At 61.6% G+C, this 16,507-nt stretch carries 13 protein-coding genes; 4 read left to right on the forward strand and 9 right to left on the reverse strand.

The features are described 5' to 3' along the window. Positions 1–23 precede the first annotated feature (23 nt). The 3 genes from NUH87_RS01245 to NUH87_RS01255 form a co-directional block, all read right to left on the reverse strand. A complete protein-coding gene (locus tag NUH87_RS01245) occupies positions 24–719 on the reverse strand; it encodes a type 1 glutamine amidotransferase (protein WP_338524350.1) in 696 nt (231 codons plus the stop codon). 89 nt (positions 720–808) lie between these two features. Next, positions 809–1,438 carry a M24 family metallopeptidase gene (locus NUH87_RS01250; protein ID WP_338524351.1) on the reverse strand — a complete coding sequence of 210 codons (630 nt, stop codon included), beginning with the start codon at positions 1,436–1,438 and terminating at the stop codon, positions 809–811. A 95-nt stretch (positions 1,439–1,533) separates the two neighbouring features. Continuing rightward, a complete protein-coding gene (locus NUH87_RS01255) occupies positions 1,534–2,631 on the reverse strand; it encodes a flavin reductase family protein (protein WP_338524352.1) in 1,098 nt (365 codons plus the stop codon). A 120-nt stretch (positions 2,632–2,751) separates the two neighbouring features. Between NUH87_RS01255 and NUH87_RS01260 the strand changes: the two genes are divergently transcribed. After that, positions 2,752–4,242: a PLP-dependent aminotransferase family protein gene (locus tag NUH87_RS01260; RefSeq protein ID WP_338524353.1), complete on the forward strand. Its 1,491-nt coding sequence runs from the start codon at positions 2,752–2,754 to the stop codon at positions 4,240–4,242. A 110-nt stretch (positions 4,243–4,352) separates the two neighbouring features. On the opposite strand, the gene NUH87_RS01265 is transcribed toward NUH87_RS01260, so the two are convergent. Continuing rightward, the gene (locus tag NUH87_RS01265) at positions 4,353–5,414 is read right to left on the reverse strand and encodes an alkene reductase (RefSeq protein WP_338524354.1); all 1,062 of its coding nucleotides are present in this window, start codon (positions 5,412–5,414) and stop codon (positions 4,353–4,355) included. A gap of 105 nt (positions 5,415–5,519) precedes the next feature. On the opposite strand from NUH87_RS01265, the gene NUH87_RS01270 reads away from it, so the two are divergent. After that, positions 5,520–6,389, forward strand: coding sequence for a LysR family transcriptional regulator (locus NUH87_RS01270; RefSeq protein WP_338524355.1), 870 nt, complete (start codon positions 5,520–5,522; stop codon positions 6,387–6,389). On the opposite strand, the gene NUH87_RS01275 is transcribed toward NUH87_RS01270, so the two are convergent. From NUH87_RS01275 to NUH87_RS01290, 4 genes are all read right to left on the reverse strand, one after another. After that, complete coding sequence (locus NUH87_RS01275; RefSeq protein ID WP_338524356.1) at positions 6,358–9,429, reverse strand: efflux RND transporter permease subunit; 3,072 nt, start codon at positions 9,427–9,429, stop codon at positions 6,358–6,360. The two genes, NUH87_RS01270 and NUH87_RS01275, sit on opposite strands and share 32 nt — an antisense overlap. Before the next feature lie 13 nt (positions 9,430–9,442). Continuing rightward, the gene (locus NUH87_RS01280; protein WP_338524357.1) at positions 9,443–10,633 is read right to left on the reverse strand and encodes an efflux RND transporter periplasmic adaptor subunit; all 1,191 of its coding nucleotides are present in this window, start codon (positions 10,631–10,633) and stop codon (positions 9,443–9,445) included. 17 nt (positions 10,634–10,650) lie between these two features. Further along, positions 10,651–12,099: an efflux transporter outer membrane subunit gene (locus NUH87_RS01285; RefSeq protein WP_338524358.1), complete on the reverse strand. Its 1,449-nt coding sequence runs from the start codon at positions 12,097–12,099 to the stop codon at positions 10,651–10,653. Positions 12,100–12,450: 351 nt separating this feature from the next. After that, positions 12,451–13,434 (reverse strand): aldo/keto reductase, encoded by a 984-nt coding sequence (locus NUH87_RS01290; protein WP_338524359.1) that lies wholly within the window; start codon positions 13,432–13,434, stop codon positions 12,451–12,453. Positions 13,435–13,540: 106 nt separating this feature from the next. On the opposite strand from NUH87_RS01290, the gene NUH87_RS01295 reads away from it, so the two are divergent. After that, on the forward strand, positions 13,541–14,443 hold the full coding sequence (locus tag NUH87_RS01295; protein WP_338524360.1) for a LysR family transcriptional regulator: 903 nt from the start codon (positions 13,541–13,543) through the stop codon (positions 14,441–14,443). 57 nt (positions 14,444–14,500) lie between these two features. Here the strand turns inward: NUH87_RS01295 and NUH87_RS01300 are convergent, their stop codons facing one another. Then, positions 14,501–15,223, reverse strand: coding sequence for a pirin family protein (locus NUH87_RS01300; protein ID WP_338524361.1), 723 nt, complete (start codon positions 15,221–15,223; stop codon positions 14,501–14,503). A gap of 223 nt (positions 15,224–15,446) precedes the next feature. On the opposite strand from NUH87_RS01300, the gene NUH87_RS01305 reads away from it, so the two are divergent. After that, positions 15,447–16,397 (forward strand): GlxA family transcriptional regulator, encoded by a 951-nt coding sequence (locus tag NUH87_RS01305; RefSeq protein ID WP_338524362.1) that lies wholly within the window; start codon positions 15,447–15,449, stop codon positions 16,395–16,397. The last annotated feature ends 110 nt before the right edge of the window (positions 16,398–16,507 follow it).

A 16,507-nucleotide genomic window follows, 5' to 3' on the forward strand; every position in this document is an offset into this window, starting at 1 on the left:
CGTGATAGCGGTGCATCGATTTTTCAACGGTCTCGATGCTGCGTGATGTACGCAAGGACGTCGCTCATCACCCGTTTCGTCGCCGCATAGCGCTCGTCCGATGCGGCACGAATCACCTCTTGCGCTTGTACGTATCGCTGTTCAACCAGGTCGCTGGCGCAATGCTTCAACATTGCGTCAACGCTTGCCCGTGTCATTTCCATATGGAACTGCAGGCCGATCACGCAATGACCCCACTGAAATGCCTGGTTCTTGCAGGCCTCGCTGCTCGCCAGGTGGAGGGCACCCTGAGGTAAATCGAAGGTCTCGCCATGCCAGTGCAAGACCTCGGTCGCCGCCGGGAAGTTGAACCTGCCGGACGAGTGAGGGGTTGCTGAAATGGGAAACCAGCCAATTTCTTTCTCGGGTGCCGGATACACACGGCTCCCTTTCGCCGCCGCAATGAGCTGTGCGCCCAGGCAGATACCGAGGACGGCAACACCGTTGTCGATGGCCTGGGCGATAAAGCGTTTCTCAGGGATCAACCACGGCAATTCGGATTCGTCATTCACGCTCATCGAGCCGCCCAGTGCGATGACCAGATCAATCCCCGTCAATGCCGGAAGCTCGGCGGACTCATAGAAACGGGTGTAAGTGATCTGGGCGTCGTGTTCCTGAAGCCAGGTTTCGATGTTTCCCAGGCCTTCGAACGAAGCATGTTGCAAAACGTGGACGCGCATATTGACTCTCCCTTTCCAAGCAGACAGGGCTGCCCTGACTTGATAATGGTTGCATTACAGCAGATCTATCGTCGGCAGGGCTGCCGGGGTCAGGCGAAGAAGTAGGTATCTTCGAGCAGCATGTCCTCAAAAAAGGCGCCGAAGGTGTGTTCTTTATTGCGGATATGTATTTCGAGCACCCACAACTGTCGAGACGGTGTGAAGGTGATGTCCGCCATGGGGCCTGGGTAGATGGACGCGTGGGGGAAGTCCGCCAGGCGGTGTCCGGAAAGATCCATGTTGAGCTCCCAGCCACGTTGCTCGGCGCATGCGAGCGCAAACTCATAAAGTGCCTTGCCTGTTGCTTGAGTGGACAGCCAGTGGCGGCGGACGTCGTGAAATATCTCCCGCGCGTCAGTGGCGCAACGGGCCATGTCCGGGTTGCTGCCCGTCACGAACGTATCGCCACCATCGCCTTCCCATTCTTTCCAGGTCGGGCCAATGTCAATCAGGAAAATATCGTCCGCGCCCAAGACCATTCCAGGTTCGGATGCTTCGCCAAAGGTCTTGGTCGTATTGCTGCCAAAGCGAACATAGATCTCATGCCAACCCCGGAGCATGGCGTGCTCGGCGAGCACGTCCTTGGCCATTTCCACCGCGTCTTCTTCGACCATTCCGGGCTGGACCCTGCGCGCGATCTCCTGAATCGCATAACGCGTCATCTGGCGCACGGTCATCATTTGGCTCTCGCTGTAGGCTGGTCCTACGGCTTCCACGGTTTGGCGGTCATGTATCAATGTCATGGGGGGACTCTCGATCAGGGTAGTGGACAGGGTTAAACGGCCAGTGCCGGAATGCTGAAATGCAGCCCGTCCAACGCGGGCTCGATGATGATTTGGCACGCCAGTCGGTCCAACTGGCCCGCTTCGGGAAGCGCCTGGAGCAGCCGCTGTTCTGAACGGGCAGGTGGCGGGATCTGGTTGAACCAGTGCGGTGCCAGGCTGACCCGGCAGGTCCCGCAGGATTGCCGACCGCCGCAAACGCCTTTGAGTACACCCGCGGCCCGCAAGCCATGCAGTAGCGACGTGCCGGGTTCAAGCTGCAGGCGGTTGCGGGTCACTTGCTGCGGCTGCTGGGTATCGAAGGTGGCGTTGACCGACAGGGTGTCGGCGGGAGGCCGAGGGGCGGCCGCCGGTACCGTTGCACTGACGAAAGCATCGGCGAAAAAACGTTCGGCGCGCAGCCCGTTGTTTTGCGTCAGCAGGGCTTGCGCGGCATCCACCATGGCGGGCAGGCCGCAGGCGTAAACGAGCGCATCGGCGAGATCCGGATGTTGCCGCGCCGCCCAATCCTGAACGTAGCGCGGCTCGCCATGGTCCCTGTCCGAGGCACTTGCGCTCGTGCGGAAATGGAAATTGGGGTGGCGTGATTCAAGCGCCTCGAACGCAGCCGACTCATAGAGTTCCTCGACATGGCGGGCTCCCCAGTACAGCCACACAGGGTTCGTGCAACCACTCGACAGGGCTGCCTGCACCAGCGCCTTGATGGGGGCGATGCCGGTGCCGGTTGCCAGAAAGAGTATCGGTGCATCGGGCGATGTCGGCGTTTGCCAGACACAGTCACCATAGGGTCCATAAACCTTGAGCGAACTCAGGACGCTGTTGCGCTCACGCAGCAGCGTCGAGAATTTCCCCTGCGGATGCAGGCGCACGTGCAACTCGATCGCGCCGTCAGCCGCCATCGCCGTGGCGGGCGAGTAGCTACGCAGTTCGCCATTGGCGAGTTCGATGCTGATGTATTGGCCTTCGCGGTAGTGCAAACGCCGGGCGCTGACCGGGAGCAGTACCAACCTCACAACCTGGTCGGTCACGTCCTCCCGTTTGGCGACTCGATAGTCAGCCGTAAGAGCGTAGCGGTGCGCAGCGATAGTCATTTTTGAGACAGCCTGGGTGTTAGGTCGTGATCAAAATGCTATCGTCTGTCTGGCCCTATTCAATCATCCAGATTTGATAAGTCTGATGGTCCAGAAAAATCCGAGGCAACGTGGACGTCCATGGTTAAACGATGGGATATCAGTGTCGAACTCGACCGAACGGCGACCGCTTCGCTGAATGCACAGCTCGTGGCGGCCCTCACGGAGCGGATACGCTCGGGGTTGTTACGCCCCGGCGATTCGTTGCCGACCTCTCGTGAATGGGCTGTTCGGTTAGGCGTGAACCGCAAGACCATCGTTCTGGCGTACGAAGAGTTGACGGCGCAGGGCTGGCTGATCACCCAGCAAAAGCGCGGGACCTTTGTGTCGCCGGAACTGCCGGTGGTCAAGCAGGAGGCCCGTGTCGCGGCGGTCGCCCAGCGTCTTTCGGGGCGCCTGCCAGAGCCTGGCTACCAGCCTTACGGCAGTGTGCGCCCGCCGGTGGTTCAGGTCGGGGACGACGTATTCGATTTCAGTGACGGCGCGCCCGACACACGCCTTGTGCCGTTCGAGGAGCTGTCGAGGGCTTTCCGTATTGCCCTGCTGGAGTCGGCGCGCGGCAATCGGATGGGCTACGGCGATCCTCGCGGCCTGGGCCTGTTGCGTCAGGAGCTGGCCGCCATGTTGCGCGCGGAGCGGGGCCTCAATGCCGACGCGGATACCTTGTGCCTGGTGCGGGGCAGTCAGATGGGCATCTACCTGGCTGCGAAAATGCTGGTGCGCCCCGGCGACGGGGTGGCCATGGAGCGCCTGAGCTACCCTCCGGCGAGGGACGCGTTCCGCGCCTGTGGCGGCTCGATTCACAGTATCGAGCAGGACGAGTCCGGCATGATCCCCGATGCACTGGAGCGGGTTTGTCGAGCTCAGCGCATACGGGCCATTTACCTGACGCCGCATCATCAGTTTCCAACCACCGTGACCATGCCGATAGATCGCCGCATGCGCCTGCTGGCGCTGGCGGAGCAATTCGATTTTGTCATCATCGAAGATGATTACGACCATGAGTTCCACTTCTCACACAGCCCGATGTTGCCCATGGCGAGCGTGGATCAAGGCGGACGCGTGATCTACATCGGGTCGTTGAGCAAGATACTGGCACCGGGTCTACGCATCGGTTACGTCGTGGCGCCACCGGTCATCATCAACCGCCTGGCAAACGAAATCCTGCTGGTCGACAGGCAAGGCAACACCGTCACCGAACGTGCAGCGGCGCACCTGCTGCAAAGCGGCCAGCTCAAGCGCCATATTCGGCGAGCGCTACGGGTTTACGAACAGCGTTGTCGGCTGGCGGTCCAGGCCGTGCATGAGCACCTGGGCGACGTGGCCAGCGTCACCGCACCCAGCGGTGGTCTGGCGCTGTGGATCAAGTTCACCCAGCCGCTGGATATGGCGCTCCTGGCGCAGGAGGCCATGGCGCAAAACATCCGCATCCTGCCCGGGCATTTGTTCGGCGACGATGACTCGCCGGTCCAGGCGATGCGCCTGGGTTATGGCAGTCTGGATGAGCGAGAGTTTCGTCACGGCATCGAACGACTGAGCCAGGTGGTGAAGGGGAGGGTGTTGCCGAGATGAGCCCCAAGGCGGCTTGGTTGGCGCGCTCGGGGCTTTCGACTGGGGCGGTGTAGCCAAGGCCGCAATACGTCCTGTCTGCCCTGGCTATTCTCCTGGGAACTACGCTGACCTCAAGCGCTCAAGGCGAGGTAGTCGGTGTAGCCCTTCTGGCTGCCGCCGAAGAAGGTCGTGTGGTCTGCTTGATTCAGCGGCGCATCCGCTTTCAAGCGCTCGACAAAGTCCGGGTTGGCCAGGACCATCTGGCCGTAGGCCTCCATATCTGCAAGCCCTGCAGCCAGGTCGGCACCAATGTGCTCCCGTGCGCGGCCTGGGCGGTTCAGGATGAGTATGCTCTTCCACGCCTGGCGGATATCGGCCAGCAGCGCGTCGTCGCCTTGATGCAGCAGATGCACGTAGGCAAGGCCCAGCTTGTTCAGCTCGGCGACCAGGTAGCGGTAGAGGCTCGGGCCTTCTTCGCCTTCGTCAATGCCCCACATGGCGGTGCCGGGCGAGAGGCGGATGGCGGTCTTGTCGGCTCCGATTTCCTCGGCGATGGCGGTTGCGACTTCAATGGCGAAGCGTGCGCGGTTCTCGATCGAGCCACCGTATTCGTCGGTTCGGGTGTTGGCGCTCGGGGCGAAGAATTGCTGGATCAGATAGGCATTGGCGCCGTGAATCTCGACACCGTCGGCGCCGGCCTCAATCGCTCGACGCGCGGCGAAGCGGAAATCGGCGACTGTCTGGCGTACTTCTTCAGTGCTCAGCGCGCGGGGTACAGGGATGTCCTGCATGCCGGTGGCGGTGAACATGGGCGTGTTCGGCGCAATGGCGGACGGCGCCACACCCTGGCGATGATGGGGCGTGTTATCGGGGTGCGACATACGACCGGCATGCATCAGCTGGATAAAGATATGACCGCCGTGGGCATGTACCGCCGAGGTGATTTTCTTCCAGCCCGCCACGTGCGCGTCGCTATAGATGCCCGGCGTGGTGAGGTAGCCCTGGCCATCAGCGGAAGGCTGTGTGCCTTCGGCAACGATCAGGCCGACGCTGGCGCGCTGGGCATAGTATTCGGCGGCCAGTTCCCCCGGCGTTCCATCGAACTCCGCGCGACTGCGGGTCATCGGGGCCATGACCAGGCGGTTTGAAAAAGTTGCCTTGGCAACGCGTATGGGCGTGAAGAGTGAGCTCATGGTGCGACCCTCAAATGAATTGCGAGGAACGCATCATCCGTCTTATTATTTTTGGGATAAATGGGGTTTTATGGATTTGATTGATCCATCTGTGGAGCAATGTTCGTGGAACTGCTGAACGATATGGCGTTGTTTGTCGAGGTCGTCAAGGCGAAAGGGTTTCGCGGGGCTGCCGAGGTGATGGGCATGCCGAACTCCACCCTGTCGCGGCGTATCAGTGCCTTGGAGAAGGCGATCGGCTTGCGGCTCTTGCATCGAACAACACGCAAGGTCGAGCTGACTGAAGCCGGGCAGATCTACTTCGAGCGCTGCAAGCGCATTGTCGATGAAGCCCGGCTGGCCCATGAGCAGCTTGGCGACATGCTGGCGCAACCCAGCGGTGTGCTGCGGGTCTCGCTTCCCGTGGACTTTGCGATCACTTACCTGGCGCCCCTGATCGCCGAGTTTGCCGGCCTTTATCCGGGGATCACCTTCGATCTCGATCTGAGCCCGCGGCGAGTCGACCTGGTGAGCGAGCCCTTCGACGTCGCCATTCGGATTGGCGAATCGGAAAACTCCCAACTGATCGCACGCCCCTTGATCACGCTGGTGCCGTATTTGTACGCCTCGCCGCGTTATCTCGAAGTGGCGGGCGTACCCGATACACCGAGCGATCTCGAACGGCATCAGTGTCTGAATATCCTGAGGGACGGGACCTGGACCCTGAACAATGGTGCGCAAACCCTCTCGGTGGCGGTGGGAGGACGTTTCATGGTCAACAGCGTCGGGTTGCTGCGACGGCTGGCGACGCTGGACCAGGGGATTGTGTTGATGCACGACGAAATCATTGTTGATGAACTGCGTAATGGCCAGCTTCGTCGGGTCCTGCCCGAGTGGAGGGGAAAACCGGTGACGGTCTATGCCGTCACCGAGACGCGACTGCTGCCCGCCAAGACCCAACGTTTCATCGAGTTCCTTCGAGCTCGGCTGGAGTGAGCGGCTGTTCGGGCGCCTCCTGATGGTGAGTGGTGCCAATGAACATGTACATGGCCGGCACCATGAAGAGCGTCAGCAGGGTGCCGATCGAGAGGCCAGAGAAGATCACCAGGCCCATGTCGTGACGCCCGGCCGCGCCGGCACCGGAGGCCAGGACGAGCGGCACGACGCCCAGCACCATGGCCGCGGTGGTCATCAGGATCGGCCGCAGGCGTACCGCCGCGGCCTCTTCGATGGCCTCGCGCTTGCCGCGACCGGCGCGCTGCAGTTCGTTGGCAAACTGCACGATCAGGATCCCATGTTTGGTGATGAGCCCGAGCAGGGTCACCAGCCCGACCTGTGTGTACACGTTGATGGAGGCGAAGCCCATCGTGATGAAAGCCAGTGCGCCGAACAGCGCTGGCGGCACCGAAAACAGGATCACCACGGGGTCCCGGTAGCTCTCGAACTGGAACGCCAACGCCAGGTAGACGATCAGGATGGAGAACAGCAGAAGGCCGACGAAGCCGCCCGACTCCTGCAGGAACTGACGCGACTCACCCGACGCATCCGAGGTGTAGCCTGACGGCGCGACGCTGTTGAGGATGCTGTCCAGCTTCGCCAGCAGTTCACCTTGGGACAAGCTGCTCACGCCGGAAAGGGTGGCGGAGTTGAGCTGCTGGAAGTGGTTGATCGACTCCGCCTCCGTGGACGTCTCGATATGGGCCACCGTACGCGCCTGGATCATGGCGCCGGAGGGCGTGCGGATGTAGTAGTCGAGAATCTGCTCGGGGTTGAGACGGTTGACCTGCAGGACCTGGGGAATGACTTTGTACGAGCGCCCGGCGGTGGAGAAATAGTTCACGTAGTTCCCACCCAGCGCCGCCGAGAGTGCCGCGCCGACGTCGGCCTGGGTCATCCCCAGGGCCGCGATCTTGTCACGGTCGACCACCAGCGTGGCTTGCGGCTTGTCGATCTTCAAGTCCAGGTCGGAGAACCAGAACAGCTTTTGCGTTTGTGCCTCGTTCATCACCGCCTGGGCGACTTCATTGAGGTTCTGGACCGACTCGGTGGTGGTAATGACGAACTGGATCGGCAAGCCCTGGGCGCCCGGCAACGACGGTAATGGAAAGGCCGCGATCTTGGCACCGGCCACCTGGTTCCACTTCTGTTGAAGGTCCAGGATCAATTCCGCTTGCGAGCGACTGCGTTGTCCCCAGGGTTTGAGCAGCACGCCGCCGAGCCCCTGATTGAGTGATGGCACCCCCGTGAGCTGGAACATCTGCGCGTACTCGGGCTCCGTTTTCGAGATCTGGAAGGCCTGGTCAGCCAGCCGCTCCATCTGCTGCGGGGAGGCCGTCGGCGCCCCTTTGACCTGCATGAACACCAGCCCCTGGTCTTCGGTCGGCGAGAGCTCGCTCTTGGCGGTCATGCCGCTGGCGGCCACCAGCAGGAACAGGATAAAGCCAAAGGTGACCAGCACCGGCCAGCTGTCGAGTCCGGCTGACAGTACCCGGTGGTAGCGGCTGCGCAGCAGGTCGAAACAGCGATCCAGCCAGCGGGCGAATCGACCTTCTTCCTGCCCTGGCTTGAACAGTCGCGACGTCATCATCGGCGAGAGGCTCAACGCCACCACGGCCGACACGGTCACGGCGCCGGCCAATGAGAAACAGAACTCCTTGAACAGTGCGCCGGTGAGACCGGTGCGCAGCCCGATGGGGACGTAGGCGGCAATCAACACCACCGTCATGGCGATAATCGGCCCCCCCAGTTCCCTGGCCGCGACCATGGCGGCCTCCATGACCGCTTTGCCTTCTTCCTTGATATGGCGGTCGACGTTCTCGACCACGATGATCGCGTCATCGACCACCAGGCCGATGGCCAGTACCAGCGCCAGCAGGGTCAGCAGGTTGATCGAGTACCCCAGCAGGAACATGATGAAAAAGGTTCCGATCAGCGACAGCGGTATCGCCACCAGGGGCACAATCACCGCGCGAAAGGAGCCGAGGAACAGGTAGATGACGATCGAGACGATGATCATGGCCTCGCCGAGGGTCTTCACCACCTCGCGGATCGAGGTATTGATGAACTCCGTGGAGTCGTAGACGATCTCGCCCGTGACGCCGGCCGGCAGTTGCGATTGCAGGTCTGGGAAGGCCTTTCTGACCTCGGCGGCGACCGTCAGGATGTTGGCAGTGGGGGCCACCTTGATACCGATGAACACCGAACGCTTACCGGAGAACGCGACGCTGGTGTTGTAGTTCTCCGCCCCCAGCGTGACCGTTGCCACATCTTCCAGGTGCACCAGGGCATCGCCGTTCTGCTTGACCACCAGCTGCTTGAATTCATCCGCCGTGTGCAGATCGGTTCCGGCGGTCAGGTCGACCGTCACCATCTGGCCTTTTGTCGAACCCAGGGCGGACAGGTAGTTGTTGCTGGACAAGGCAACGGAAACGTCCTGTGCCGAAACGTTGTGGGCGGCCAGCTTGTCCGGGTCCAGCCAGGCACGCATGGCGAATTGGCGCCCGCCGAGAATCTCGGCCGTCTGTACGCCTTCGAGCGAGTCGAGCTTGGGCTTGACCACCCGCAACAGGTAATCGGTGATGTTGTTGGTGGGCAGTGCATCGCTGTAGAAGCCCAGGTACATGGCGTCCGTGGTCTGTCCGACCGCAACCGTGAGCACCGGCTCCTGGGCCTGCGCCGGCAGCTGGTTCTTCACCGAGTTGACCTGGGTATTGATCTCCGTCAGGGCCTTGCTGGCGTCGTAGTTGAGCCGCAGGGTCGCGGTGATGGTCGAGAGCCCGGTAATGCTCGAGGAGGACAGGTAATCGATGCCCTGCGCCTGGGCGATGGCCGATTCGAGAGGTTGTGTGATGAAGCCGGCGACGGTGGCCGCGTCCGCACCGTAGTAACTGGTGGTGATGGTGACCACGGTGTTTTCGGTGCGTGGCCACTGGTTGACCGGCAGCCCGAAGATCGACCGCAACCCCAGTATCAGGATAAACATCGAGACGACAACGGCCCAGACCGGTCGCTTGATGAAGGTATCGGTGAGTTTCATGGGCGGGCGGGCCTCATTGTTCCTGTGGCGTCGGTGACGTGTCGTTCAGCGGCGCATCACGGTTGTCGATTTTCACGGGTGAGCCGTTCTTGAGTTTCATCTGGCCACTGGTGATCACCTGGTCGCCTTCCTTCACGCCGGACAGGATGGCCACCTGGTCGCCGCGGGTCGGCCCCGTCTTGATGAAGGTCTGCTGCGCGGTAAGCACCTCGTTACCCTGGTCACTCGGTACCGCGATGAACACCGTCGTCCCATAAGGGTTATAGGTGACGGCGGTCTGTGGAACGGTGAGGTAGCGCTGCTTCGTACCGGACTCGACGACAGCCTGGGCAAACATGCCGGGCACCAGGCGTTGCTGCGGATTCGCGATGGTGGCCTCGACGATGACGTTGCGCGTGGTCGGATCGAACTTGGTGTCGATGGCCGTGACCTTGCCGGCGAAGGTCTGCTGGGGCAGGCCGCCTGCCGTGACCGAGACGGCTTGACCGAGGGCAATCGCTTCCAGCTGCGCCTGCGGGACGTTGAAGTCGATGTAGATGGGGTTGAAGGTCTGCAGGGTGGCTATCTTGTCGCCAGGGTTGAGGAACTGACCGGGATTGACACTGGTCACCCCGATCTTTCCGGCAAAGGGCGCGCGAATGGTTTTCTTCGCCACCAGTGCCCGTTGCTGCTCTGCCGCCGCCACTTTCGCTTTCAGGTCGGCGTCGTCCGCATCGACTTGTGCCTGGGACACGGCGCTGACCGCGAGTTGAGCCTTGTCGCGCTTGAGGACCGTGACGGCCAGGTTGGCGGTGGCCTCGAGCGAGTGAAGCTGGGCGATGTCCGAGTCCGCATTCAACTGGACCAGCAGGTCGGCGGCGGCCACCTCCTGGCCCGGTTTGAAGCCGATCGTGCGAACGATGCCGCCGACCTCGGTGGTGACATCGACACCCCGCACCGCCTTCATCGACCCCACGCTGGAAACGCTCGGCTGCCAATCGGCCAATTGCGCGCGGGTGACCGTCACCACGGAGGGCGGCAGGGGGATCTTGGATTGGGCGATCACCTTCGATATCTGCATGAATTTCACGCCGGCGATGATTGCGACGATCACCAGCACCACCGCGAGCATGATCAGCGTGGGCCGAAGCAGCCGTCGTTTACGGACACCACCAGGTGTAGTCGGCGGGGTCGATAGAGCAGAGGCGGTCTTGGCATCGGCCATGGTGTTTTCTCACTGTTTCAATAACGGTCGGGGCTTCCCAGGGAGGCATGGGCCACATCGGTTCGGTTCCACCAGCCACCGCCCAGTGCCTGGAAGAGGGCGGTGGTGTCGCTATAGCGGGCACTCTGCGCCCTGACGCGGGTGAGGACCGCGTTCTGGTAGGTCTGTTGCGCCGTCAACAGCGTCAGATATCCAACGGCGCCCAGGCGGAACTGCGCCTGCGCCAGCGTCAGGCTGTCGCGGGCTGCCTGTTCGGCCTGCACTTGCTGGTTGAGCGTATCGGCATCGGCTTCCAGCGCCCTGAGGGCATTGGCGACATCCTGGAAGGCCGCGATCACAGTGCTGCGATAACGGGCGGCCGATTCGTCGTACGCGGCCACGGCGGCCCGCTTGCGGTGTTCGAAGGCGCCGGCGTCAAAGATCGTCTGGCTGACCGATCCGGCAAGACTCCAGAACCCCGTGCCCGAGGAAAACAGCTTGGTACCACCGCTCGCACTGGAGCCCAGCGCGGCGGTGATGTTGAATTGAGGCAGTTGATTGGCAACGGCAACGCCGATATTGGCGCTGGCCTGATGCAGTTGTGCCTCGGCGGAGCGCACATCCGGGCGCTGCTCCACGATGGCCGAGGGGAGACTGAGCGGCAACTGCTCTGGTAGCTGGAGGGAGGCCAGTTCGAAATGTTCACCCCGATCCTGGTCAGGAAAGCGGCCGAGATAGGCCATCAACTGGTTGCGGGTTTGCGCGAGCTGCTTTTGCAGGGGCGGCAATGTCGCGCGGGTTTGTGCCAGTGACGCCTGCTGCGTGAGCACGTCGGTATTGGCGATCGCCCCAAGCCGCCGTCGTGCCTGCAGAAGCGCCAGCTGGTCGCTCTGGAGCCGGATAATGGCCTCGGTGGCCGTCACCTGATCGCGCAGGGAGGCCAGGGTCACGGCGGTGTTGACGACATTCGAGGTCAGCGTGAGGTAAGTCGCTTCCAATTGGTAGCGCTCATATTCGGCCTGCGCGGTGGACGATTCAATCTGCCGGCGGGTACCGCCGAAAACGTCCGGGGCGTAAGAGACGCTCAGCGACGCTGAGTTGACGGTGAGAATCCTAGGGGTGAAACCAGGCGTCGTGGCCGCCGATGGCAACTCTCGAGTCTTGGACAAGCTGCCACTGAGGGAGGGAAACAGCGCCGCCTGATCGGCGTAAACCAGTTCGTTGGCCTGATGCAGGGCGGCTTGGGCGGCGGCAACATCCGGATTGGCCTTCAGCGCTTCTTTCACCAGCGCGTTCAGTGCCGGCGAGCGGAACAGCGTCCACCATTGGCCGGGGATATCCATGCCCGCGACCAGCTTTTGCGCAGCGCCTCCCGCCGCCACGTCCGCCGAGGCCGTCGTCGTGTCGAGTTTCTCCCGCGAATAGCCGGCGTTCTTGGCGACACTGGGCCGAACAAAGTCCGGCCCTACGGTACAGCCCGTGAGCATGGCGATGCAAAGCACACTCGCAGGAGCAAGAGCCTGGCAGATGCGAGAGGTCGCCTTCCGTTGGGATTGCTCTGGCTCTTTCATGGGCTCTCTAATTGATCAATTAGTTAGTTTATGAATAGACCAAGCCTATGCTCTTTACCTCCTTGGACAAGGATTAACGCGCAAGATTCGGGAGGCGGGCGGCACCCACTCAAGGCGTGACGGCCCATCAGAAGACTAATTGCTGAGTTAATGGGCGGCAAGTCAAGTGAAATTTCTTGAGCAAGCCACTTCATGTCGCCGAGACACTTTCAAGCCCCTCACGCAGGGCGCGTGGGGGCCGGAAAACAAGGGAACAAGGGCGCGTTATCAGCGATTGACCCGTTGCTGCAAGTGTGCCGGATAACGATCACCCACGACGGTAATCCGTGCCAGGGCCGACTCGATGGAGGCCAGGTCCGCAGCCGTCAGGATGATCTCGGCAGCGCCAAGGTTTTCCTCCAGTCGATGGCGTTTGGTGGTGCCGGGTATCGGCACGATCCAGGGCTTTTGCGCCAGCAGCCAGGCGAGGGCGATCTGTGCGCGGGTGGCGCCTTTGCCCTCGGCGATCTGCCCGAGCACTTCAACCAGATGGGCGTTGGCCTTGCGGTTCTCTTCCGAGAAGCGCGGGACCAGGTTACGAAAGTCATCGGCGGCGAACGTGGTCCGCTCGTCGATGCTGCCCGTGAGAAAACCCTTGCCCAGGGGACTGAACGGCACGAAGCCGATACCCAGTTCTTCCAGGGTCGGCAAGATCTGCGCTTGCGGTTCGCGCCACCACAGCGAGTATTCGCTCTGTAACGCGGTGACTGGCTGAACCGCGTGGGCCCGGCGAATCGCTTGCACACCGGCCTCGGACAGTCCGAAGTGCCTGACCTTGCCGGCTTCGATCAGTTGCTTGACGGTCCCGGCCACGTCTTCGATCGGGACGTTCGGGTCGACCCGGTGTTGATAGAGCAGATCGATACGGTCGGTGCGCAGGCGCTTGAGCGCGGCTTCCGTCACCGCGCGAATTGTCTCCGGGCGACTGTCCAGGCCGTCCGAGACCAGGCCGCTCCTGAAGCCGAACTTGGTGGCGATCACCACCTGGTCGCGAATGGGCGCCAGCGCTTCACCCAGCAGCGTCTCATTGGCATAGGGCCCATAGGCTTCGGCGCTGTCGAAGAAGTTGACGCCCTTGTCGAAAGCCTCGCGAATCAGCTGGATCGCCACTGTCTTTTCCTGCGCCGGCCCATAGCCGAAGCTCAAGCTCATGCAGCCCAGGCCCATGGCCGAGACTTCCAGGCCGCTGCTACCCAATTGACGTTTGTGCATGCTCTATCTCCTTCACAACAATGGGACGAATGAAGGCAGCTTAAATTGCTGTATCAACCTCAACAATTAGGCTAGCGTTTCATGGGCTATTGAGAGGAGTTCATGAATGATTCGTGCAGGGTTACCCGAGCTGACAGCGTTCGTTGCCATTGCCGAACAACGCAGTTTCAGCGCTGCGGCGCGCGTATTGGGTGTTTCGCCATCGGCGCTGAGCCATTCGATGCGTGGCCTGGAGGCCCGCCTGGAACTGCGCCTGTTCAACCGCACGACGCGATCGGTGGCGCTGACCGAAGCGGGGGACCAGCTGTTCCAGAGGGTCAGGCCCTTGCTGGGCGATCTGGAAAGCGCGGTGAACGAGGTCACCTCGGCGCGCAATACACCGTCGGGCTCCATTCGCCTCAGCGCATCGGAATCGTCCTTCCGGCCGCTGATCCGTCACGTGATTCCAGGCTTTCTCGCCGCCAACCCGCAGATTCATATCGAATGTGTTGCCGATAGCCGATTGGTGGACATTGTCGCCGACGGCTTTGATGCCGGCATCCGTCTGTATGACGATGTCCCGCGCGACATGATCGCCGTGCGGTTTGGTCCTGATGTCCGTTTTGCCGCCGTTGCGTCACCGGTCTACCTTGAGCGGAACGAAGCGCCCAAGGCGCCCGATGACCTCAAGCAGCACCGCTGCATCCGCTTTCGCTTTGCCAGTGGGGCACTGTTGCGCTGGGACCTGGAACACATGGGCAAGAGCGCGAGCCTCGACGTCGACGGCCCGATGACCATGGACAACGTCAGCCTGATGGTCGAAGCGGCCCTGGCCGGCGTTGGGGTCGTCTGGGTACCCGAGGTGCAAGTGGCGGAGCACGTGGCGGCGGGGCGGTTGGTTCGGCTGCTGCCGGAGTGGAGCCCTTACTATCCCGGACTCTGTCTTTATTACCCGGCCAATCGGCACCCGCCCATGGCGCTCAGATTGTTTGCCCAGGCTGTCAGGGAGTGGGCGAGTCAAACGTCGTGAGCGTCATCAGCGGTGCCGCTGAAGCCCGGGGGCACAGAGCCCCCAGGCCGATTACGGTCATGGCATTTCCGGCAGCTCCTGAGGACGCAGGTCGAACACCAGCACCTCGGCATCCGTGCCGTTGCTCAAGGTCAGCACCTGTTCATCCCGAACCCGCACGCCATCGCCTTCCTGCAACTGCACGCCGTTGAGTTCGACCTTGCCCCGGGCCACGTGCACATAGGCGTAGCGATCAGCGGCCAATTCCAGGCTGGCGCTTTCCTTGCCGTCGATCAGCGCGGCATAAACCCGCGCATCCTGACGCACGCTCAGCGAGCCGTTGGCCCCGTCAGGCGAGATGATCAGTTGTAGACGGCCGCGTTTCTTCTGGGTGCTGAAGTGTTCTTGCTGATAACGAGGTTTGGCGCCGCAGACGTTCGGCACGATCCAGATTTGCAGGAAGTGCACCGGCCGGGTCACCGAGTGGTTGTACTCGCTATGTGCCACGCCGCTGCCGGCGCTCATCAGTTGGACGTCGCCGGGGCGGATCACCGAGCCGGTGCCGAGGGTGTCCTTGTGTTCCAGGGCACCTTCGAGCACATAGGAAAAAATCTCCATGTTCCGGTGCGGGTGTTGACCGAAACCTTTACCGGCGGCCACCCGGTCATCGTTGATCACCAGCAGGTCGGAAAAACCCTGCTCCCGCGGGTTGCGGTAGTTGGCAAAGGAAAAGGTATGGAACGACTTCAACCAACCGTGATTGGCCATGCCACGATCAGAGGCTTTGCGAAGGGTCAGCATGATGAAATCTCCTGTAGGGACGTGAACTCGTCCGAGTGAGGAGAAGGTTAATGTTTACCGTTTGGTGCAATAAGTAGGTGAAAACTGAAATACTGTCTCTTTCAGATTGACAATTTTGTCCAGCGAATCACGTATGCTTACCCCATGAGCACGCCACCCACGGTCAGACCGTTCAACGTCGGTGTGACGCTTCCATTTCTTTGATATCAGTGACTTACAAATCATGAAAAGCGTGGCAATGGTGCTGTTCCCGGACTTCCTCCTGCTCGACATGGCCGGGCCCATGGAGGTGTTCTCCATCGCCAATCGTTATCTGGCTTCGGACGATCACTATCATCTGTCAATGATCGGCACCGAGCATGGCCCCCTGCGTGCTTCCAACGGTGTCAGCGTTCAGGCCGATGTGCATATTGATCAGGCGTGCGAGGGCTATGACCTGTTGCTGGTACCGGGCGGTCCCGGGGCCTACAACGAAAGACATCCGTCGCTGCTCGCCTGGCTCCAGCACGCCGTCCGCCGGAGCACCTGTTATGGCTCGATCTGCACGGGCGCTTTCGTGTTGGGGAATGCCGGTTTGCTGGACGGCTATCGCGTGACGACTCACTGGCATTATACGGAGCGGCTGATCAAGGGGTTTCCCAAGGCGACGGTGGAGACCGATCAGATTTACGTTCAGGATCGCAACCTGATCACCTCCGGCGGCGTCACCGCCGGCATCGACCTGGCACTGGCGGTGGTCGCCCAGGATCACGGCAAGAAAATCGCCCAGGACGTGGCCAAGGTGTTGCTGGTGGTGATGAAGCGCCAGGGTGGGCAGGCGCAGTTCAGCCCGTTGATGTCTGCGGTGGCGTCCCATGAAACCCCGGTCACCCGGGTTCAGCATCATGTGCTCGAACACCTCGATGAAGCCTTCAGCATCGAACGCATGGCCAGCCTGGCGAACATGAGTGCGCGGCATTTCGCCCGGGTATTTGCCCGGGAAGTGAACATGACACCCATGGAATTTCTGCAAAGCGCGCGTATCGACTGCGCCAGAAACCTGCTGGAAACCAGTGAGCTGCCACTCAAGACCGTCGCCTACAAGAGCGGCTTCGGCAGCGTGCGGCACATGCGTTTTCTGTTCAGTGAAAAACTCGGCTTGACCCCCACCCAGTACCGGGAACAGTTCAGCTAGGATGTTCTTGTCCGTTCTGCGCACCGGGATGGCCGTGACGCTCCCCCCGGGGCGGTTGTACGGTCACCCAAGCCTGCCAAGATAGTCGCGAACGCTTGGCAATAGAGATG

This window comes from Pseudomonas batumici, from assembly GCF_036585405.1.
GTDB lineage: Bacteria > Pseudomonadota > Gammaproteobacteria > Pseudomonadales > Pseudomonadaceae > Aquipseudomonas > Aquipseudomonas batumici.